The sequence below is a fragment of the Streptomyces sp. NPDC036822 genome (genome assembly GCF_055609145.1).
In genome coordinates, this window is the sequence record NZ_JBVJPY010000012.1 from 199,610 (window position 1) to 220,086 (window position 20,477).

At 73.1% G+C, this 20,477-nt stretch carries 15 protein-coding genes; 8 read left to right on the forward strand and 7 right to left on the reverse strand.

Annotation, left to right across the window (positions count from 1 at the left end; genetic code table 11):
- Window positions 1-83: 83 nt before the first annotated feature.
- Window positions 84-1,709 (reverse strand): N-acyl-D-amino-acid deacylase family protein, encoded by a 1,626-nt coding sequence (locus ACZ68P_RS25810; protein WP_471010091.1) that lies wholly within the window; start codon window positions 1,707-1,709, stop codon window positions 84-86.
- A 15-nt stretch (window positions 1,710-1,724) separates the two neighbouring features.
- On the reverse strand, window positions 1,725-3,101 hold the full coding sequence (locus ACZ68P_RS25815; protein ID WP_471010092.1) for an alanine racemase: 1,377 nt from the start codon (window positions 3,099-3,101) through the stop codon (window positions 1,725-1,727).
- A gap of 228 nt (window positions 3,102-3,329) precedes the next feature.
- On the opposite strand from ACZ68P_RS25815, the gene ACZ68P_RS25820 reads away from it, so the two are divergent.
- The 4 genes from ACZ68P_RS25820 to ACZ68P_RS25835 all read left to right on the forward strand — a co-directional run bounded on the left by ACZ68P_RS25820 (window position 3,330) and on the right by ACZ68P_RS25835 (window position 7,110).
- Window positions 3,330-4,394, forward strand: a complete 1,065-nt coding sequence (locus ACZ68P_RS25820) for a sugar kinase (RefSeq protein WP_471010176.1) — start codon at window positions 3,330-3,332, stop codon at window positions 4,392-4,394.
- On the forward strand, window positions 4,391-5,143 hold the full coding sequence (locus ACZ68P_RS25825; protein WP_365714327.1) for an IclR family transcriptional regulator: 753 nt from the start codon (window positions 4,391-4,393) through the stop codon (window positions 5,141-5,143). Before ACZ68P_RS25820 ends, ACZ68P_RS25825 begins: the two co-directional genes overlap by 4 nt.
- Window positions 5,144-5,153: 10 nt before the next feature.
- The gene (locus ACZ68P_RS25830) at window positions 5,154-5,564 is read left to right on the forward strand and encodes a RidA family protein (protein WP_471010094.1); all 411 of its coding nucleotides are present in this window, start codon (window positions 5,154-5,156) and stop codon (window positions 5,562-5,564) included.
- Window positions 5,565-5,664: 100 nt separating this feature from the next.
- A complete protein-coding gene (locus tag ACZ68P_RS25835) occupies window positions 5,665-7,110 on the forward strand; it encodes a GntP family permease (RefSeq protein WP_471010096.1) in 1,446 nt (481 codons plus the stop codon).
- A 46-nt stretch (window positions 7,111-7,156) separates the two neighbouring features.
- Here ACZ68P_RS25835 and helR read toward each other — a convergent pair whose 3' ends face one another.
- The 4 genes from helR to ACZ68P_RS25855 all read right to left on the reverse strand — a co-directional run bounded on the left by helR (window position 7,157) and on the right by ACZ68P_RS25855 (window position 13,796).
- A complete protein-coding gene (helR, locus tag ACZ68P_RS25840) occupies window positions 7,157-9,289 on the reverse strand; it encodes an RNA polymerase recycling motor ATPase HelR (RefSeq protein ID WP_471010099.1) in 2,133 nt (710 codons plus the stop codon).
- Window positions 9,290-9,492: 203 nt separating this feature from the next.
- Window positions 9,493-10,371: a TIGR04222 domain-containing membrane protein gene (locus tag ACZ68P_RS25845; protein ID WP_471010100.1), complete on the reverse strand. Its 879-nt coding sequence runs from the start codon at window positions 10,369-10,371 to the stop codon at window positions 9,493-9,495.
- Entirely contained in the window at window positions 10,353-12,323 is a 1,971-nt protein-coding gene (locus ACZ68P_RS25850; protein WP_471010101.1) for a serine/threonine-protein kinase, read from the reverse strand. The genes ACZ68P_RS25845 and ACZ68P_RS25850 overlap by 19 nt, the downstream gene beginning before the upstream one ends.
- 135 nt (window positions 12,324-12,458) lie before the next feature.
- Window positions 12,459-13,796 (reverse strand): M14 family metallopeptidase, encoded by a 1,338-nt coding sequence (locus tag ACZ68P_RS25855; RefSeq protein ID WP_471010104.1) that lies wholly within the window; start codon window positions 13,794-13,796, stop codon window positions 12,459-12,461.
- Between the two features lie 120 nt (window positions 13,797-13,916).
- Between ACZ68P_RS25855 and ACZ68P_RS25860 the strand changes: the two genes are divergently transcribed.
- Window positions 13,917-15,287: a serine/threonine-protein kinase gene (locus ACZ68P_RS25860; protein ID WP_471010106.1), complete on the forward strand. Its 1,371-nt coding sequence runs from the start codon at window positions 13,917-13,919 to the stop codon at window positions 15,285-15,287.
- A gap of 131 nt (window positions 15,288-15,418) precedes the next feature.
- Here ACZ68P_RS25860 and ACZ68P_RS25865 read toward each other — a convergent pair whose 3' ends face one another.
- The gene (locus ACZ68P_RS25865) at window positions 15,419-17,128 is read right to left on the reverse strand and encodes a chitinase (RefSeq protein ID WP_471010109.1); all 1,710 of its coding nucleotides are present in this window, start codon (window positions 17,126-17,128) and stop codon (window positions 15,419-15,421) included.
- 333 nt (window positions 17,129-17,461) lie between these two features.
- Between ACZ68P_RS25865 and ACZ68P_RS25870 the strand changes: the two genes are divergently transcribed.
- The 3 genes from ACZ68P_RS25870 (at window position 17,462) to ACZ68P_RS25880 (ending at window position 20,427) form a co-directional block, all read left to right on the forward strand.
- On the forward strand, window positions 17,462-18,316 hold the full coding sequence (locus ACZ68P_RS25870; RefSeq protein ID WP_471010179.1) for a hypothetical protein: 855 nt from the start codon (window positions 17,462-17,464) through the stop codon (window positions 18,314-18,316).
- 82 nt (window positions 18,317-18,398) lie between these two features.
- Window positions 18,399-19,106, forward strand: a complete 708-nt coding sequence (cpaB, locus tag ACZ68P_RS25875; protein ID WP_471010110.1) for a Flp pilus assembly protein CpaB — start codon at window positions 18,399-18,401, stop codon at window positions 19,104-19,106.
- Window positions 19,107-19,113: 7 nt separating this feature from the next.
- Window positions 19,114-20,427: an AAA family ATPase gene (locus tag ACZ68P_RS25880; RefSeq protein WP_471010111.1), complete on the forward strand. Its 1,314-nt coding sequence runs from the start codon at window positions 19,114-19,116 to the stop codon at window positions 20,425-20,427.
- Window positions 20,428-20,477 lie beyond the last annotated feature (50 nt).

Sequence of the window (20,477 nt, forward strand, 5' to 3'; positions counted from 1 at the left end):
CCCCCCGAGGACTTCGTCCTGGGGGACCACCATGCGGGACGCATGCCCACACGGCGGTGGGGCGCTGCACGTGGTGGGGGCCGTCAGGGGTTCTTCGGGCGGCGGATCGCGCGGCCCGCGAGGGCGGTGGTGCGGATGCCGTCCTCGATGACGAAGCGGCCGTCGATCAGGACGTGCGGGATGCCGACCGGCAGGGTGCGGGGGGCGTCGAACGTCGAGCCAGGGGCGACCGTCGCCGGGTCGAAGAGGACCAGGTCGGCGCGGTAGCCCTCGCGGACCAGGCCGCGGTCCGGCAGGCGCAGGCGGGCCGCCGGGCGGGACGTCAGATGGGCCACGCACTCCTCCAGGGAGAGGACGCCGAGGTCCCGGGCGTACGTCCCCAGGTACTGGGGGAACGTGCCGTACGCCCGCGGATGCGGCTTGGAGCCCTGGAGGATGCCGTCGGAGCCCCCGGTGTGCACCCGGTGGCGCATGATCGTCCGGACGTTCTCCTCGTGACCGACGTGCTGCAGGATCGTGGTGCCCAGCCGGTCGCCGATCAGCAGCCCGCGGGCCGTCACCCACGGACTCTCGCCGCGCTCCCCGGCCGACCGCGCGATCGTCACGCCGACGTACGGCGCCAGCGCCGGGTCGCTCACCCCCGAGATCTCGATGGTGTCCCACTCGATCGGCACCCCGTGGCAGCCGTCCGACCCGGTCTCCTCCAGGTGGTGCCGGATCCGCTCCGCCGTCTCGTCGTCGCGCAGCCGCGCCAGGACCGCCTCCGGCCCGCCCTCGCTCGCCCAGCTCGGCAGCATCGCCACCAGCGTGGTGCAGCCCGGGGTGTACGGGTACGTGTCGAGGGAGATGTCGGCTCCGCCGTCGAGGGCCTCGTCCAGCAGGGCGAGCAGCTCCGGAGCACGGCCCTCGTTCACGCCGAAGTTCATCGTCGCGTGCGCCAGGTGCAGGGCGCAGCCGGCGTCCCGGGTGAGGGCGACCATCTCCTCGTACGCCTCGAGCGCACCGGCGCCGTACGAGCGGTGGTGGGGGCAGTAGTAGCCGCCGTACCGGGCCACGACCTTGCACAGTTCGGTCAGTTCGGTGTCCGGCGCGTACATCCCGGGGGTGTACGTCAGGCCGGAGGACATGCCGACCGCGCCCTGCTCCATGCCCTCGGCGACGAGCTGACGCATCCGGTCCAGCTCGGCGCCGGTGGAGGGGCGGTCCTCCCAGCCGACGGCGTACATCCGCACCGTGCCCTGCGGGACGAGGTAGGCGGCGTTGACGGCGATCCCCTCCCCGCCGTGCGAGCGGTCGAGACGGTCCAGGTACTCGCCGACCGTGCGCCAGTCGAAGTCGATGTCGGAACCGTCGCCGTTCCAGCCGGTGATCGCCCGGCGGACCTCGGCGAGCGTGCGGTCGTCGACCGGCGCGTACGACAGGCCGTCCTGGCCGAGGACTTCGAGGGTCACGCCCTGCGCGGCCTTGGCGCTGTGGTCGGGGTCGCGCAGCAGCGCCAGGTCGCTGTGGGCGTGCATGTCGATGAAGCCGGGGGACAGCGCCAGGCCCTCGGCGTCCACCGTGCGGCGGGCGGTGGGCCGCTGGCAGCCGGCGGCCGCGGCCTCCTTGACGATCGAGGCGATCCTGCCGTCCTGGAGGGCGACGTCGGCGCGGTAGGACGGCCCGCCGCTGCCGTCGTAGACCTCCGCGTCGCGGAAGACGAGATCCATGGGGGCTCCCTGGGCCTAGAAGAACGTACGGATGTAGTCGACGACCGTGCCGTCCGCCTCGACGAGCGGGATCAGCTGCCACTTGTCGAACGACGTGCAGGGGTGGGACAGGCCCATGCCGAGCCAGTCGCCGACCTCGATCCCGGCCCCCGGCTCCGTCCGCAGCCAGCCGTGCTGGTCGGACAGGCCGGTGACGGTGACGCCGGTGGCCGGGCGCACGGAGCCGTCGCGGGCGGACCGGACGACCTGGGCCTCGGGCAGGTCCAGGTCGTAGGCGGCGTCCCGCTTGCCCGCGTTGGTGAACGCCTGCTCGTCGGAGGGCCGGGAGACGACCTGGGCCCAGAGCCGGAACGCGGGCTGCAGGGCGCCTTCCTCGGGGACCCGGTTGAACGGCGTGAGGTGGCGGTAGTGCCCGTCGTCGTGCGAGACGTACGCGCCGGAGCGCAACAGCTTCAGGACGGGCAGGGAGAGGGCGGGGATCTCCGCGAAGACGTCGGCGACCGTGTCGAACCAGGCGCTGCCGCCCGCGCTGACCACGATCTGCTCGATGTCGGGGGAGAAGCGGCCTGCCTTGTCGAAGCCCGCGGCGAGCGACACGAGCCGGTGCAGCCACTCCCGTACGCGCTCCGGGGTGGCGCTCGGGACCTCGCCCTCGTAGCCGGCGACGCCGACGAGACGCAGGGTGGTGGTCGCCGCGACCGCGTCGGCGACGGCGGTGCAGTCGGCCTCGGTACGTGCTCCGGTACGCGCTCCCTCGCCCGCGCCCAGCTCCACGACGACGTCTACCGGGCGGTGGGCGGCCGCCTCGGTGAGAGCCGTGTCCATCAGCTCCACCGCGCGCACGGAGTCGACGTAGCAGACGAAGCGGAACCCGGGGTCGGCGTCGAGCTCGGCGGCCAGCCAGCGCAGGGCGGCGGCGTCGACGAGTTCGTTGGCGAGGAAGATCCGGGCGATGCCGTGGGCGCGGTAGACGCGGGCCTGGTGCGGCACGGCGGCCGTGATGCCCCAGGCACCGTGCTCCAGCTGGCGGTCGAAGAGCTGCGGGGCCATGGAGGTCTTGCCGTGCGGGGCGAACGCCAGGCCGTGGCGCTCCGCGTAGCTCTCCAGGAGGCGGAGGTTGTGCTCGACGGACGCGGCGGAGAGGGCGAGGACGGGCGTGGTGAAGCCGCCGGTGAAGAGGTTGCGGCGCTGGGCGGCCAGTTCGCCGACGGTGAGGCCCTCGGCGTCGGGGGGCAGCGCCTTGAAGCGGTGGTCGACGCGCTCGTCCGCCAGCCGCCGGGTCGCCGAACGACCGGTGGTCGGCCCTGCGGCGGTCGGTCCTGCAGTGGTCGGTCCTCCGTCGGCCGACCGCTCGTTCGCGGGCTGTTCGTTCCCCGGCTGCTCGGTGGGCATGGGGCCTCTCCTTCGCGGATTCGCGGATCGCGTTCCAGGCGCTGTTGCAGCATGTGCAACATGCATTGCATATATCGCTTGAAGCTGTCTAACATCCGGGCCAACCCCGGGTCAACGGACCCGCACGACCGACGAGGAGCCCCGAAGGTGACCGGTACCCCGCCCGTCGGCCCGCCCGTGGACGCGCCCCGCGACGCGCCCGTGGACGTCGTCTGCCTCGGCGAGTCCATGGTCACCTTCCTGCCCTCCCGGCCGGGCCGCCTCGCCGACGTCCCCGCCTTCACCCGCACCATCGGAGGCGCCGAGTCCAACGTCGCCTGCGCCCTGGCGGCGGCCGGGCACCGGACCACCTGGGTCAGCCGGGTCGGCGCCGACGGCTTCGGCGACCACCTCGTCGAGGCGATCGCCGGGTACGGCGTCGACACCTCCGCCGTCCGCCGGGACCCGCTGCGCCCCACCGGCGTCTACTTCCGCACCGCCACGGACCGGGCCGCCGCCGCGCACGAGGTCGTCTACTACCGGGCCGGGTCCGCCGCGTCCGCCATGTCCCCGCGGACGGTCGGGTACGGGGACGTCGACGGCGGGCGCGTCCTGCACCTCTCCGGTGTCACCGCCGCCCTGTCCGGGGACTGCCTGGCCCTGATGCGCGCGCTGACCGCCCCTCGGGCCGGGCGGCCCCTGGTCTCGTTCGACGTGAACTTCCGGCCGGGCCTCTGGCGCGACGGCACCGGCGGCGCGGTGCTCCTGGAGCTGGCCCGCGGCGCCGACCTCGTCTTCGTCGGCGAGGACGAGGCCCGGGAGGCATGGGGACTGGCCGGCCCCGAGGCCGTCCGCGCGGCGCTCCCCGAGCCGGCCGTCCTCGTCGTGAAGCGGGGCGCCGCCGGCGCGGCCGTCTTCGAACGCCACCCGGCCGCCGAGTCCGGCGTCGAGCCCGTGGTCCGGCGCCACCCGGCCGCCGAACCCGGTGTCGAGCCTGTGGTCCGGCGCGACCCGGCCGGTGAGGCCGTCACCTTCGTGCCCGCGCCCCGCGTCGACGTCGTCGCCCCCGTCGGCGCCGGGGACGCCTTCGCGGCCGGGTTCCTCTCCGCCACCCTGCGGGGGCTCGACGTGAAGACCCGGATACGGCACGGCCACCTCGTGGCCGCCGCCACCCTCACCGTCCCCGGTGACCTCGGCGTCCCCGCCGGCCCCGCGCACGCCGACCGGCTGGCCGGTCTCGACGACGCCGCCTGGGAGACACTTCACCTCGGCCCCGGCTGGACGGGGGAGGACCAGGAGGTACGTACGCCATGAGTCAGACCGTCGACCGCGCGCTGAGCATCCTGCCGCTGCTCGCCCAGGGCCCCGCCGACCTCGGGCAGGTCGCCGAACGGCTCGGCGTCCACAAGTCCACCGCCCTGCGCCTGTTGCGCACCCTCCACGAGCACGGACTCGTCTACCGCCAGCAGGACCAGCGCTACCGCCTCGGCGCCCGCCTCTTCGCCCTCGCGCAGGAGGCCGTCGAGAACCTCGACATCCGCGAGATCGCCCATCCCCACCTCATCGCGCTCAACGAGCGGATCGGGCACACCGTCCACCTCGCGGTGTACGAGGAGAGCGAGGTCCTCTACATCGACAAGGTCGAGAGCCGCTACCCCGTCCGGATGTACTCCCGGATCGGCAAGCCCGTCGCGATCACCGTCGCCGCCGTCGCCAAGCTCCTGCTCGCCGACCTGCCCGAGCCCGAGCGGCGCGCCGTCGCCGCCAAGCTCGACTACCCCCTGTACACGCCCCGTTCGACCCCGAACGCCGCCGCCTTCCTCAAGGAGCTGGCGACCGTACGCGAACAGGGCTGGGCCACCGACCTCGGTGGCCACGAGGAGTCCATCAACTGCATCGGCGCCCCCATCCGCGGGGCGGACGGCCGGGTCGTCGCCGCCATGTCGGTCTCGGCCCCCAACGTGGTCGTCACGGCAGAGGAACTCCTCACCCTGCTCCCCCTGGTGCGCCGCACCGCCGACGGCATCAGCCGGGAGTACTCAGGCAACCCCGCGAAGGACTGAAGGACAGCGCATGAGCGAGAAGACCGCCCTCACCCCCGCCACCCACACCGCACCGCCCGCGAAGTTCTCCCACGGCGTCAGGAAGGGCAACATCCTCCAGGTCGCCGGGCAGGTCGGCTTCCTCCCCGCCGTCGAGGGACAGGCCCCCACCCCCGCCGGACCGACCCTGCGCGAGCAGACCCTCCAGACCTTCGCCAACGTCAAGGCGATCCTGGAGGAGGGCGGCGCGAGCTGGGACGACGTGATGATGATGCGCGTCTACCTCACCGACGTGGACCACTTCGCCGAGATGAACGAGATCTACAACCGGTACTTCGAGGAGCAGGGCCTGAAGGCCCCCGCCTCCGCCCGTACGACGGTCTACGTCGGACTCCCCAAGGGGCTCCTCATCGAGATCGACGCCCTCGCGGTCCTCGACTGACCGGGACGGCCCTCCCTGAACTCCCGCTCCACGGCACGGCGTCCGTCACCGGAACGCCGTGCCGCGCTCCCCCCTACCCGAGAACGAGGACCCCCCGGCCATGACGCCCACCGCTCCACCACCCCACACCGGCGGCCTCCTGCTCCTGATACCGGGCACCGCGGGACTGCTCACCGTCGCCGCGCTCGGCATCGCCCTGCTCCTCCTGCTGATCATCAAGGTGCGGCTGCAGCCCTTCGTCGCCCTGCTCGCCGTCTCGATCACCGTCGGCCTCGCGGCCGGGCTCTCCGTCACCGAACTCTTCGGCACCGTCCAGAAGTCGGCCGCCACCTCCGTCATCGAGAACGGCATGGGCGGCATCCTCGGCCACGTCGCCATCATCATCGGCCTGGGCACCATGCTCGGCGCGATACTCGAGGTCTCCGGCGGCGCCGAGGTCCTCAGCTCCCGCCTCCTCGGCCTCTTCGGAGAGAGGCGCGCCCCCCTCGCCATGGGCCTCACCGGGCTCATCTTCGGCATCCCCGTCTTCTTCGACGTCGGCATCTTCGTGCTCGCGCCGATCGTCTACGCGGCCGCCAAGCGGTCCGGCAAGTCGATCCTGCTCTACTGCATGCCGCTGCTCGCCGGCCTGTCGATGACGCACGCCTTCCTGCCGCCGCACCCCGGCCCCGTCGCCGCCGCCGGTCTGCTGCACGTCTCCCTCGGCTGGGTCCTCCTCATGGGCGTCCTCGTCGGCATCCCCGCCGTCCTCGCCGCCTGGGGGTACGCCGCGTGGATCGGGAAGCGCCTGTTCGTCGAGGTCCCGCAGGACATGGTGGAGGCCGCCGAGGAGGCCAGGGCGAAGGTGGAGGCCGAACGCACGGGCGTCACCGAGGCGCCGGTCCCCCTCTCCACCGTGCTCCTCATCATCGGTACCCCGCTCGTCCTCATCCTCGCCGCGACCTTCTCCTCGATCGGTCTCGACCCCTCGACCCTGCGGTCCGTGATCGAGTTCTTCGGCAACCCGTTCGTCGCCCTGACGATCGCGCTGGTCCTCGCGTACTACCTGCTCGGCATCCGCCGCGGCTGGTCGCGCACGTCCCTGGAGCAGGTGTCCACCTCCTCGCTGAAGCCGGTCGGCAACATCCTGCTCGTGGTCGGCGCCGGCGGTGTCTTCGGCGCTGTCCTCAAGGCCAGCGGCGTGGCCCAGGCGCTCTCCGACACGTTCAACGACGTCGGCCTGCCGGTCCTCGTCCTCGCCTATCTGATCTCGCTCGTCCTGCGCGTCGCCCAGGGCTCGGCGACGGTCGCGATCGTCACCACGGCGGGGATCGTGCTGCCGCTGGTGGAGGGCGGCGGCCACTCGCAGGCCTTCCTCGCGCTGGTCATCATGGCGATCTCGGCCGGCTCCATCTTCGCCTCGCACGTCAACGACGGCGGGTTCTGGATCGTCTCCCAGTACTTCGGCATCTCCGAGCGGGACACCCTGAAGTCCTGGACGGTCCTGGAGTCGGTGCTCTCCCTGGCCGGTTTCGCGGTCGCGGCGGCGCTGAGCCTGCTGGTCTAGCGGTGCCCCGCGGGGGCCGTCCCGAGGACAGCCCCCGACCACCCTCTCAGCGGAGGATGACGAGCCGCTGGGTCGCCCGGGTCATCGCCACATAGCGGTCGACCGCTCCCGCGACCCCCGTGCCGAACGCCTCCGGGGCGACCAGGACGACCAGGTCGAACTCCAGGCCCTTGGCCAGCTCCGGGGTGAGCGACCTGACCCGGGCGGTCGGCCGGAACGAGGGGTCGCCGATGACGCAGGCGATCCCGTCGGCGTGCGCGTCCAGCCAGGACTCCAGGACCGCGTCCCGCTCCGCGACCGATCCGTGGACGACGGGGACGCCGCTGCGGCGGACGCTCGTCGGCACGTTGGCGTCCGGGAGCGCGGCGCGGATGGCCGGCTCGGCCTCCGCCATCACCTCTTCCGGCGTGCGGTAGTTGACGGTCAGCGAGGTCGTCTCGATCCGGTCGAGCCCGACCCGTTCGAGACGTTCCCGCCACGACTCCGTGAACCCCTCCCGGGCCTGGGCGCGGTCACCGACGACCGTGAAGCTCCGGGACGGGCAGCGCAGCAGCAGCATCTGCCATTCCGCGTCCGTCAGTTCCTGCGCCTCGTCCACGACGATGTGCGCGAACGGGCCGGCCAGGGGCTCCGGGTCGGCGGCGGGCAGCACGGAGTCGTCGACCAGGGTGTTCCGCAGGTCCTGCCCGCGCAGCATCGTCACCGCCCCCTCCCCGTCGTCGTCGGCCGCGAGGACGTTGTCGATGACACCGGCCATCCGCTCGCGCTCGGCGGCGAGGGACGCCTCGTGCCGTCGCCTGCGGCGCGACGCCTCGGGGTCGCCGAGCCGCTGCCGTGCCGCGTCCAGGAGCGGCAGGTCGGACACCGTCCACGCCTGGGCGTCCGCGCGCCGCAGCTTGCGGACGTCGTCGGGGCCCAGCCACGGAGCGCACATCCGCAGGTACGCGGGCACCGACCACAGGTCCCCGACCAGGTCGGCCGCCTCGAGCAGCGGCCAGGCGCGGGAGAGGGCCCCGGTGAGCTCCTCGTCGTGCCGCAGCGCCCGGCGGAACAGGTCGGACGGGACCTCGGCGTCGAGCCGGTCCCGCAGGATCGAGACGAGCTCCTCCCAGATCGCCTCGCGCGCCTCGTTGTGCGGGGTGCCCGGCCCGGCCGCCCGGAAGGCCTCGGCCCAGTCCTCGGCGTTCAGCCGGAGCTCGGCCCAGGGGGTCGAGACCGTCATTCCCTCCTCGGGAGGCGTCTCGTAGAACGCGACGGCCTTCTCGATCGCCTTCACCATGTCGGCGGTCGACTTCAGCCGGGCCACCTCCGGGTCGGCCTCGGGCACGGCCCCCGCGCCCTCGGGGACGAGGTCCCGCACGGTGCAGGTCCGCACGCCCTCCTCGCCGAGGCTGGGGAGGACGTCGGCGACGTAGGCCAGGTAGGGCTGGTGCGGGCCGACGAACAGCACGCCGCCGCGACGCTGACCGAGGCGCGGGTCGGAGTAGAGGAGGTAGGCGGAGCGGTGCAGGGCGACGACGGTCTTGCCCGTGCCGGGGCCGCCGTCGACGACGAGAGCGCCGCGGGAGCCCGCCCGGATGACGGCGTCCTGGTCGGACTGGATGGTGGCGAGCACGTCGCGCATCCGGGCCGACCGGCTGGAGCCCAGGCCGGCGATGAACGCCGACTGGTCGTCGAGCGCGGCGTGCCGGTCGAGTCCGTCGGCGGTGAACACCTCGTCCCAGTAGTCACCGACCCGGCCGCGGGTCCAGCGGTACCTGCGGCGGCTCGTCAGACCCATCGGCCGGGCGTGGGTCGCCGCGAAGAACGGCTCGGCCGCGGGGGAGCGCCAGTCGATCAGAAGGCGGCGGCCCGTGCTGTCGGTGAGGCCGAGCCGTCCGATGTAGAGGGGTTCGGAGTCGTCCTCGCCGACGACGCGGCCGAGGCAGAGGTCGAGGCCGAAGCGGCGCAGGGCGCGCAGCCGGCCGGTCAGCCGGTGGATCTCCAGGTCCCGCTCCAACGCCTCCCGGCCGACGCCGCCGGGCGCCCTGCGCGTGGCGTCGAGACGGTCGGACAGTTCGGCGATCGCCTGGTCGAGGCTCTCCGCGATGGCCGCGAAGTGCCGCTCGTCGTCGGCGATCAGCGCGGGATCGGCCTTCGGGGCGAGACGTTCCGGGAGGTCGAAAGCTGACAAGGACACACGCACTTCGTGAATCACCCAATTCTGCCGGTTCCGGGGTAGGTGAGTGATTCTGCGGTACGAAGGGGGCCTTGCCGCAAGACCCCCCGTGCGCTATAAGTTGAGAGTGGCGAGGAGTGCAAACACTCCCGTGCCCCCTTCGCGGCCCCGGATCGCAGGCGTTCCCGCCCTCTCCGCACGGCCCTCGACCGCCGCCCCACTCCTCAGCCGCCGCAGCCGCCCCCGCACCCTCCGCCGCAGCCGCTCCCGCCGGACGACGCTCTCTCGCGGGCCTTCCTGATCGCTCTGCGCAGGCCCTTGTCCCGTATCCCGCCCGTGCCGAACAGCGCCACGCCGATCCCCTCCGGGCCGGCGTGTCCGTGGTCGTCACCGCAGGCGGGGGCCTCGGCCCAGCCGGACCCGGCGAGGTGACGGTGCGTCTCACGCAGCCGCCCCAGGGCCGCGACGCCCGCCGGGGTCAGCCGGCCCGCCGGGGTGAGCCGCCCGAACGGCGCCAGGAAGAGGCCCGTGACCAGCAGGGCGACCGCGAGCAGCGACGCCGGGTTCCACCAGGCGGCCCCGCCTTCCCCGTCGGAGGCGAACATCCCGACGAACGCCGACACGACACAGACGGCGGTGTGCAGTATCCAGGCAGACCGCCAGGTGCGCAGGGGAGCGAGCGGCCGGAGCAGCCCCTCTCCCACCAGTGCCGCGTCCAGCGCCTTCACGTCAGCCGAGGCGGCCAGTCGCTCGTGCAGCCGGCTCGACGGCACCTCGCCCTTGGCCGACTTCTTCTCCGCCGCGAACGTGTCCCGCACCGACCGCCGCAGCGGATCGGAGCCGTACGCCCGGCTCCTGCCCGCCCGCGCCTTCCTCCCCGACAGCACGAGGAGACCGGCGGTGTGCATCCCGAAGAGCACCGTGTCCGCGACCCGCGTCGGACCACCGGCGAGCAGCGCGATCCGCGCCGGGTCGACCGGGTCCGGGCCGTGCGCCGGCGCCACCGGCGCACACCGCTCGGCGCTTCTCGTCCGCACCAGCGTCACCAGGGACGCCCCGCCCGCCAGGACCGGCACCAGCACGGTCAGACCGCTGTCGTACACAGCACGTTCCTTCCCCCGTCGACCTCGTACGTCCAGTAGACGTTCCGGTCGTAGCCGTCACGTGAGCAGTAACCGGCCGGGTAGGACGTCTGCGCCTTGTGGTAGCCGGTGATCTGCAGGACCGCGTTGTAGCCCTTGGGCACCTTGTCCGCGTCGCAGTTCCACAGGTTCATGGGACGGGACGCGGTGACGGTGGTGCCGCTGCGCTTGGCGACGAAACACTGGCCCTTGCGGTACTGCCGTTCCACGCAGAGCGTGGTGGCGAAGCCGGCGCGCGAGCCGGAGTGGTACCAGTAGCTGCGGCCGGTGCCCGTCGGGCAGTCGGCGAAGTCGATGCCCTCGGTCGCCGAGGTGACCCGCAGGAAGGCGTTGGCGGCCGAACAGGCCACGGTCTGCGGCACGCTCGTCGACCAGGAGTCGTAGCCGTCGTCGTACGCGGTGAGGCAGTCGCCGGTGCCGACGGCCCGGAAGGCGCGGTCCTCGGCGTCCGGGGTGGGTGACGGAGCCGTGGTGGAGCCGTAGGTGGAGGTGGAGCGCGGCGAGTTCGCACCGCTGCCCGTCGACCTCGTGTCGTCGGTGTTCGCCTGGTAGACGAAGAACGCGATGACGGCGAGGACGACGAGCCCGAACCAACCGCCCCCGCCGCTGCTCGCCGGCGCGGGGGTCGGCGCGGGGGCCGGTGCGGGCGTCGTACGGGCGGGGGGAGGCGTGCCGGCCGGTGGCGTGCTCGCCGGTCGGGGGCGGGCCGGGGGCGGTGCCGCCGCCGCGCGCGGACGGGCCGGCCGCGCGGCGGGGCCGGCCCCGGTGTTCCCGGCCGCCCCTGCTTCCGCGGCTTTCCCGCAGGCCCCCGCGTTCCCGGCCCTTCTGAGGGCCTCCTCCTGAGCGGCGAGGGCCGCCGCCATGGACTCCCGTGCGACCCGCGCCCGGTCGGCCCGGCGCGCCCGCTCCTCGGGGAGCACCCGGGTCGGACCGGGCGGCGGGACCGCGCTCGTCCGCTCGTCGGCGGCGGGCGCCTGGGCCTTCCCGGCGTCCGCCGCCTGGAAGGCACGCCCCTGGCTCTCGTACGCGCCGATCAGCTCCGTCCAGCGGGGCGGCAGCCAGCGGCTTCCGGCGGGGGAGCGGGGGGAGTTCGGCAGACCGGCGATCGCGGAGGTGAACTGGTGCAGGACCTCGGCAGGTTCAGGGCGCGCGTCCGGCTCCGCCGCCAGGCAGGGCCGGATCAGCGGCGTCAGCTCCTTGGGCAGCCCGCCGAGGTCGAGATCGCCGCGCTGCACCCGGGCCAGCAGCCGCAGGGTGTCCCCGTCCACCGGATACGGCGGCCGGCCCACGGCGAGGTGGAAGAGGGTCGCGCCGAGGGAGTAGACGTCGGCGGCGGCCGTGGACTCCTCGCCGCGCGCCTGTTCCGGGGAGGTGAAGGCTATGGTCCCGAGGGTGAGCTGGGTCCGCGTGAGGTCGCTGGCGTGCGAGATGCCGAAGTCGATGAGCCGCGGGCCGGCGAGCGGGAGCAGGATGTTCTGCGGCTTCACGTCGCGGTGGACGATTCCCATCCGGTGCAGCGTGACCAGTGCCTCGGCCGTCCCGGCGGCCACCCATCGCATGGCCGACGCCTGCAGGACGCCCTTCGAGCGGACGAGTTCGGAGAGCGAGGGGGCGGCGATGTACTCGATCGCCATCCAGGGGCGCTCGGCGGTGGCGTCCGCGTCGAGGACCCGGGCGGTGTGCACGCTGGTGACCCGCTGGGCGACCGCGACCTCCCGCGCGAAGCGGCGGCGGTCGGTCTCACCGACGACGCCCTCGGCGAGCAGGGTCTTCACGGCGACGAGCCGCCCGTCCCCGGTGCGGCCGAGATAGACCCGGCCCATGCCGCCCGTACCGAGCCTGCCGAGCAGCCGGTACTGCCCGAGCCGCCGCGGATCGTCCCCGCGAAGCTCCTCCAGGCGCGCCCCCGTCATGCCGTACCTCCCCCTGGTACCGGTCCCCCTCCACAGTGGCACGACGGAGGCGCGTCGGCCATGGGTCTCCCCGTCCCGGACGCATCCGGGACGGGGAGTTCACGGAACCGATACCGACAGAGACCTGCCGGGCCGTCAGGCCGTGCAGTACTGCGCGGCCTTGCCGATCGAGCGGTACATGCAGTCGGCGTTCTCCAGGAGCTGGAGGACGGCGTCCCGGTTACGGCTCGTCTCGCGCTCGATCACCTCGTCGGGCGGGTAGAAGCCGCCGTCCCAGGACGAGGCGGGATACATCTCGAAGGTGTAGCCGAAAATCTTCTGCGAACCCCACAGATAGTCGTCGATCGACCCGTCCGTGATGTAGAGGTCGCTGGACTGCTCCGCCGTGTAGCCGTTGCTCGCGGCCATCTTCCGCCCGACGGCGGCGAACGCGTCCCGGTCGTCCTGGGTCATGCCCGGGGCGGTGTCGGCGTTGGTCCAGCCGAACGGCCAGAGGACCAGCTCGCTGTACGTGTGGAAGTCGACGCCGGCCTTGATCTGCTGCTTGCCGCCCACCACCCGGGAGCGGACGAAGTCGGCGACGACCTTCACCTCGGGGGCGGACTCGGGGGCGGCGCCCCGATAGGTCTCGGAGCTCTTGGAGCCGGAGGAGCCGCCGCAGCAGCCCCACTTGTAGTCCCAGTTCCGGTTCATGTCCGTGCCGACGTAGCTGGAGCCGCTGTTGGGCTGCCGGTTCTTGCGCCAGCTGCGGTAGGAGCCGGAGGCGATGTCGTACTCCCCGCCGTCCGGGTTGAGGTCCGGCACGATCCAGATCTCGCGGCTGTCGACGGCCTTGGTGACCCGGGAGTCCGTGCCGTAGCCGGCGCCGAGCTCGCGCAGCAGGTAGAGCGCCATCTCGACCGTGAGGTGCTCACGGGCGTGCTGGTGGTGGGTGAAGAGGACCTCCGGCTCGGCCTCGTCGGTGCCCACGTTGTCGCTGATCTTGACGGCGATGATGTCCCGGCCCTGGTACGTCTTCCCGATGACCCGCTTGCTCATGATGGTCGGGTACTGGGTGAGACGCTGGTTGATCTCCGCGTTCATCTCGGCGTAGTTGTGGTACTTCGAGTCGGCGGAGGGGAAGTCGAGCGGCCGGACGCCGAGCCCCTCGATGGACCGGTCGGGCGGTCCGGGCAGGGGTGCGACCTTGTAGCCGAGGGCCTTGACCTTCTTCAGCTGCTCGGCGTTGGCGCTGACCACGACCGAACGGGCGTCGACCTCGTCCACCGAGACTCCGGTGGCGGCGAGGGCCGTGCGCGCGGCGGGGGTGGCGGGGCCGGTGACCTCGTACTGGCGGATCACTTCCTCGGTGGCGGCGGTCGGCGCCGGGTCGGCCCCGGCGGGGGTCGCGCTGACGGAGAGCGGCGCCGCCACGGCGAGCGCCAGCAGGGCCGCGAGTGTGGCGGACCTTCCTCCGCGGATGCGAAGTCGCATGCTGTCTCCTGGGTGGGGAGTGTGGGGGTGTGCGACAGAAATCGGTGCGGGTGTCCGGGGCACATCGTGAGGCCATGACATGGACCGGTCAAGACGTGGAGTTCGGCCATACTGTCCCGCGTGGGGACGCTGATCGGTACGTACGAGGTTGAGCACAAGCTAGGCGAAGGCGGCATGGGCACCGTGTATTTGGCGCGCTCGCGCGGCGGACGCGCGGTGGCCGTCAAGGTGGCCCGGCCGGAACTCGCCGCGGATCCGGGCTTCCGTGCCCGCTTCCGCGCCGAGGTCGCCGCCGCACGGCGGGTCGGAGGCTTCCACACCGCCCAGGTGGTGGACGCCGATCCGGACGCCGACGCGCCCTGGCTGGCCACGGCCTATATCCCCGGGCCCACCCTCGCCGGGCTCGTCGCGGCCGAGGGCGCCCTGCCGGAACCGCGGCTGCGCGCCCTCGGGGCCGCGCTCGCCGAGGCCCTGGAGGCCATCCACGGCTGCGGGCTCGTCCACCGCGACCTCAAGCCCGGCAACATCGTGATGGCTTCGGACGGCCCGCGCGTCCTCGACTTCGGGATCGCCCGCGCCGTCGAGTCGACCCGGCTCACCGCCACCGGGACGGCGTTCGGGACGCCGGGCTACCTCGCTCCCGAGCAGGCTCTGGGCGAGGAGGTGACTGGCGCCGCCGACGTCTTCGCGCTGGGCGCCGTCCTGGTCGCGGCGGCGGGCGGCCGCGCCTTCGGCGACGGCACCCCGATGGGACTGATGTACCGCTCCGTCCACGAGCCGGCCGACCTGACGACGGTCCCTGCCGGGCTGCGCGGTCTGGTGGAGTCGTGCCTGGCCAAGGACCCGGGCGCCCGCCCGACGCCGGGCGGGATCCTCGACGCGCTCACCGCTCCGGCTCCGGCGGTGACCCCGCCGACGCCGACGGTGGTCGCCGCCCCTCTCGTCCCCGCCGACGTCCAGGACGCGGTACCCCCGCACGCGCTGCCGACCCGGGGTGCGGTACCGCCGCACGCGCTGCCGACTCGGGACGCGGTACCGCCGTACGCGCTTCCGACCCAGGGTGCTGGTGGCGTGTGGGGCGGGGGTGCCCCGCGGGACGCCGTGCCCGGTCCCGTACCCGCGCGGCCCGTCCGGCCGCCGGGGGCCCCGGCCGCGCCCCCGAGCGTGGCCCCTGTTCCGGTCCCGTCCCCGCCGCCGATGCCCTCCGGCCCGCCGGACGGGCCCGCGCTCGTCGCCGCCGACGGGGAGTGCGGGGTGGTCGCCGACGCCGACGGGATCGCCTTCGAGCTGTTCGGCGAGGAGGCGGAGTTCGGCTGGGACGAGATCGGCTCCGTCGCGTACGAGACCGCGCGGCGGGACCGGCAGCTGCGCGTCGTCGTCACGCTCCGGGACGGCAGCTCGTACGACTGCGAGATCAACGGCCGCGCGGCCCTCGTGACGGAGTGGACCACCCAGCTGGACCTCGTGCTCGACCGCTACCTCGCGGAGTGAACGCACGCAGCGCCGCCGGGGAAGCGGCGGCGCTGCGTGGTTCCTCGGAGGGGTCACCCGGGTGGTACCTCCGGAGGTGGTGACACCGGAAGTGGTGCGCCCGGAGATGGTCCTCGGGGGAGCGAGGAGCGTTACGGCAGGTTGTGGACGTGCGGGCCGACCGCGTTCGACCAGGCGTTCCCGGCCGTCGCGTCCCAGTTGGTCGACCAGGTCATCGCGCCCCGCAGGGCCGGCCAGGTCTGGGCGGGCTTGAACGTGCCGCAGCCGGTGCCGCGGGTCAGGCAGTCCAGCGCGTTCTTCACGACGGACGGGTCGACGTAGCCGCTGCCGGCGCCACGGGTCGAGGCGGGCACCCCGAGGCCGACCTGGGAGGCGTCCAGACCGCCCTGGAGCTGGATGCAGGCGAGCGCGGTGAGGAAGTCCACCGAGCCCTGGCTGTAGACCTTGCCGTCGCAGCCCAGCATCGAACCGCTGTTGTAGTACTGCATGTTCACCACCGTGAGGATGTCCTTCACGGCGAGCGCGGTCTTGAAGTACTCGGTGCCGGTGTTCTGCATGTCGATGGTCTGCGGAGCCATCGTCAGGACCATCGACGAGCCGGCCTTGGCGGACAGCTGGCGCAGCGCCTTCGTCAGGTACGTCGAGTTGATGCCGTGCTCCAGGTCGATGTCGACCCCGTTGAAGCCGTACTCCTGCATCAGGGCGTACGCGCTGTTCGCGAAGGCGGTCGCTGAGGCGTCACTGTTGATGGTGACGTTCCCCTTCTCGCCGCCGACCGAGATGATGACCGACTTGCCGGCGGCCTTCTTGGCGGCGATGTCGGCCTTGAAGTCGGCGACGGAGGCGTAGCCCACGGCCGGGTCGAGGTTGAAGACGATCTGGCCGGGCGTCGTGGTCGAGTCGGCGAAGGAGACGGCGATGATGTCGTACTGCGCCTGCACGTCCCGCAGCTTCTGCACCGTCGCGCCGTTGTTGAAGTTCTGCCAGTAGCCGGTCAGGGCGTGCTTGGGCACGGCCGGTCCGGGGCCCGGGTCGGTGGTCCCGTTCGTCTTGGCGGTCACCGTGGCCGACTTGGCCGACTCGCCCGCGGAGTTCGTGGCCGAGACCTGGAACTGGTACGAGGTGTTCGCGGTGAGACCGGTGACGGTCGCCGACGTCCCGCCGACCGACAGCACCTTGGTGCCGCCGCGGTAGACGTTGTAGCCGGTGGCCCCGGAGACCGCGTTCCAGTTCAGGGCGACGGAGGACGAGGTGGCCGTACCGGCGGCGAGGCCCGCCGGGGTGGCCGGGACGACGGGGTCGGGATCGGTGCCGCCGCCCCCGTCGGGGCCGAAGACGCTCACGTCGTCGACCTGGTAGGCGGCGGTGCCGTACCAGCCGTGGGTGTAGATCTGCACGGAAGTGGTGCTCGCGCCGGTGGTGAACGTGGTCGTCAGCTGCTTCCACGAAGCGCTGTCGGGGGTCCAGGTGGAGACGTCCGTGGTGCCGGTGCCGGCCGCGCCCAGGTAGGCGTAGCCGCCCCGCACCCAGGCGCTCAGCGTGTAGGTCGCGTTCGGCTTCACGGTCACGGTCTGGGTGCACTTGGCGTTGTCGAGGCCGGCGGGGGTGGCCTGGAGGGCCCCGGCTCCGGTGCGCACGGGGGAGGAGACGGCCGCGCCGCTGCCGGCGGAACAGGCCCAGTTGGTCAGCCCGGCCTCGAAGCCCGCGTTCTTGGCGACGTTGACGTCCGCGGCCTGGGCGGTGCCGGCGCCGCCGACGAGGACGAGCCCGGAGCCCACGGCGAGCGCGAGCGCTCCGCCGAGTGCTCTGCGTCGGTACGAGCGTGTGGTGGTGCGGTCCACTAGCTGCCTCCGGTCGGGGAGTGGGAGGTGGAGGTACGGAACGGTGGCCACCGCTGAGGGAACAAGTTGGTCCAGACCAATTGAGTTGTCAAGACCTCTGGTGGGGACGGAAGTTGGGTGCATGGGTCCAGGGGCCCACGCCGGGGCCGCATCCGGACCCGGAGGCGGGCCCAGGCCGGGCCCACCGCGGGCCCCTCTCAAGGCCCGGGAAATCCCCTGCCGCTTGGCGGATTGTGTGTTCACCAGCCCGGGAGTCGTGGATACAGTGCAGAGGCATCCGCGCTGAGCAGTGACGCGGTGAACGCAGTGAGTGACGTGGACGGGGAGCTCGACGTGCCGACAGCGATCGCGGTCACCAGCGCCGATCTGGTGCTGCCACCGACCGACCCCCGGACGCCCGCCGCCGCCGTCCTGCCCGCCCCCGAGACCCAGCCGCTCTCCTCCGCCGTCGCCGAACTCCAGCTCCTGGTCGACCGGTACGGGTACGTCGTCGTGCTCTGCCCCTCCTCCGTGCCGGCCGCGACCGGGCGCCGACTGCACGCGATCCGGTCCCTCCTGGAGAGCGACCGCATCGCCCTGGTGAAGACCGACCTGCCACCCCTCGGCACCGCCGTCCTCGCGCGCCAGCTGCGCCAGCTCTCCGTCTGCGACTTCAGCCCCGGCGTCGTCGCCTCCGCGGCCCGGCTGCTCGCCCACTACATCTACGCCGGCGCCGTCCTCGGCTCCGTCGCCAAGCTCGACCGCGTGCCGGTCAGCCTCAAGTCCCACGTCAAGGGGTGGATGCCGGGCGCGCAGTTCGCCGTGCTCGCCGGGCCGGTGCCCCGCCTCGACAGGATCGCCCCCGACGTACCGCCGCCCCCGGGGCCCGAGTTCGTCACCGAACTGGTCGTGGCCCGGGGACAGCTCCAGAGCGACTGGCCGACCACCACCCTCGTACCGCGATGGCAGGTGCGGGGCGTGCAGGAGGCGCCGCTCCCCGCCGAATCACCCCGCTGGTGGGGCACCGGCCGGCTCGTGGAGTTCGCCGCCTATCTGCCGGACCTGCCGGTCCTGCACCAACTCGTCGCCTCCGTGCGGCGCGAGACCTGTCACTGGTGCGCGATGGAGCTCATCGGGGACCGCTGCGGCTTCTGTTCCGCCCCGCTGCCCACCGCCGAGCACCACGCCCGCGCGGCCCGGGTCCCGTGACGCGCCCCGTGCCCCGCTGCCCCCGCCCGTCCTACGGTCCCTGTCCGCCGAGTCACATGTCACCGATCGAGGTTGTACGGCAATGAACTCCCGCCAGCGCCGTGGCGTCATCATCCTCCTGCTGTCCGTCCTGTGCGCCCTGGGGGCGTTCGCCGGCGTCCTCTCGGTGATAGGCGACGTGAACTCCAAGGTCGGGCCCGAGGTGACCGCGTACCGCGTCAAGAAGGACGTGGCGCCCTACACCCCGCTCGCGCCCACCCACTTCCAGAAGATCTCCATGCCCAAGCGGTGGCTTTCGGCCAATGCCGTCACCGACCTCTCCCGCATCGAGGGGAGGATCGCCGTGACCGGGCTCAAGGCCGGCTCGCTCCTCCAGAGCGACATGATCGTGGAACGCCCCGCACTCCAGCCCGGCCAGCAGGAGATCGCCATCATGATCGACGCCGCCACCGGAGTGGCCGGCAAGATCACCCCCGGCGCCACGGTCAACATCTACGCCACGTTCGCCGGCGAACGCGGCGGACAGCCCGCCCAGTCCAAGGTCATCGTCAGCAACGCCCGGGTCATCGACGTCGGCGAGCTCACCCCGATCGACGCCGGCCGCGACGAACGCGCCGACCGCGCCACCGAGGCCGTGCCCATCACCTTCGCCCTGAGCACCCTCGACACCCAGCGCGTCGCCTACGCCGAGTCCTTCGCCGAACACGTACGGCTCGCCCTGGTCGCGCCCGGCGGCGAACCCCCCGTCAAGCCCGGCGACCGCACCTACACGCTCGACAAGGACAAGTGAGGCCGGTATGACCACCAGGATCCTGCCGGCCGTCGGCGACCCCGACGCGGCCCGGTCCGTCATCACGCTGCTCAGCCAGCTGCCCGACGCCGAGCCGGCCGCGCCCGTGGGCGACTCCACCCACCTCGTCGACACCCTCGCCCGGCTCGCCGCCGAATCCCTCGACGAGCTGCCCGAAGTCGTCCTGGTGCACGAACGCATCGGTCCCGCCCCCGCCCTGGAACTCATCCGCGAGGTCGCCCTCCGCTTCCCCGCCGTCGGCGTCGTCCTCATCACCGCCGACGCGAGCCCCGTGCTCTTCTCGGCCGCCATGGACTCCGGCGCCCGTGGCCTGGTCACCCTCCCCCTCGGGTACGAGGAGCTGGCCAGCCGGGTCCACGCCGCCGCCCAGTGGTCCGTGGGCGTCCGGCGCCACCTCGGCGCGGGACCCGACGTGTTCGCCGGTCCCGGCGGCACGGTCGTCACCGTCAGCGGCGCCAAGGGCGGGGTCGGCACCACGGTGACGGCCGTCCAGCTGGCCCTCGCCTCCCGCGCATCCGGCCGCAGTGTCGCCCTCGTCGACATGGACCTCCAGGGCGGCGACATCGGCTCCTACCTCGACGTGCAGTTCCGCCGCTCCCTCGCCGACCTCGCGGCCGTCGACGACATCTCGCCCCGCGTCCTCCAGGACGCCGTCTACACCCACGAGACGGGCATCGCGCTGCTCCTCGCCCCCGCCGAGGGGGAACGGGGCGAAGAGGTCTCCGACCGGTCCGCCCGCCAGATCATCGGGGCCCTCCGCTCCCGTTACGAGGTCGTGGTCGTCGACTGCGGCACGTACCTCACGGGCGCCGGCGCCGTGGCCATCGAGACGGCGGACGCCGCCGTCCTCGTCACCACCCCGGACGTGGTCGCGGTGCGGGCGGCGAAGCGGATCGTACGGATGTGGGACCGGCTCCAGATCCGCAAGGCGGAGGAGAGCACCCTCCTCGTGAACCGCTACACCCGCTCCACCGAGATCCAGCCGGCCCTCATCCAGAAGATCACCGGCACCCGGATGGCCGGGGTCGTCGTCCCCGCCCACTTCAAGGAGCTCCAAGGCGTCGTCGACGCCGGCCGCCTCCATGAACTCGACGCCCGCTCGACGGTGAAGCAGGCGCTGTGGTCGCTGGCCGGGGAGCTGGGTCTGGTGGCGGCGCCCGACCAGAGCGGCGGTACGGGAAGCGGTACGGGTGCGGGAAAGCAGCTCGCGCGGGTGGCGCGCGGCAGCGACCGGGCCGCGGGCCGGGCCGGGGACCGAGGGCCGACGGGCCTGCGGCGCGGCCGCGGGAAGGGGCGCTGAGCCGTGCCGACGTCGTACCGGGACGACGACCGGGGGCAGGTGGCTGTCGA

Coding starts and splice junctions, on each gene's coding strand:
- ACZ68P_RS25810 (WP_471010091.1), bottom strand. CDS start 1,709: ATGGATCTCGTCTTCCGCGACGCGGAGGTCTACGACGGCAGCGGCGGG.
- ACZ68P_RS25815 (WP_471010092.1), bottom strand. CDS start 3,101: ATGCCCACCGAGCAGCCGGGGAACGAACAGCCCGCGAACGAGCGGTCG.
- ACZ68P_RS25820 (WP_471010176.1), top strand. CDS start 3,330: ATGGTCACCTTCCTGCCCTCCCGGCCGGGCCGCCTCGCCGACGTCCCC.
- ACZ68P_RS25825 (WP_365714327.1), top strand. CDS start 4,391: ATGAGTCAGACCGTCGACCGCGCGCTGAGCATCCTGCCGCTGCTCGCC.
- ACZ68P_RS25830 (WP_471010094.1), top strand. CDS start 5,154: ATGAGCGAGAAGACCGCCCTCACCCCCGCCACCCACACCGCACCGCCC.
- ACZ68P_RS25835 (WP_471010096.1), top strand. CDS start 5,665: ATGACGCCCACCGCTCCACCACCCCACACCGGCGGCCTCCTGCTCCTG.
- ACZ68P_RS25850 (WP_471010101.1), bottom strand. CDS start 12,323: ATGACGGGGGCGCGCCTGGAGGAGCTTCGCGGGGACGATCCGCGGCGG.
- ACZ68P_RS25855 (WP_471010104.1), bottom strand. CDS start 13,796: ATGCGACTTCGCATCCGCGGAGGAAGGTCCGCCACACTCGCGGCCCTG.
- cpaB (WP_471010110.1), top strand. CDS start 18,399: ATGAACTCCCGCCAGCGCCGTGGCGTCATCATCCTCCTGCTGTCCGTC.
- ACZ68P_RS25880 (WP_471010111.1), top strand. CDS start 19,114: ATGACCACCAGGATCCTGCCGGCCGTCGGCGACCCCGACGCGGCCCGG.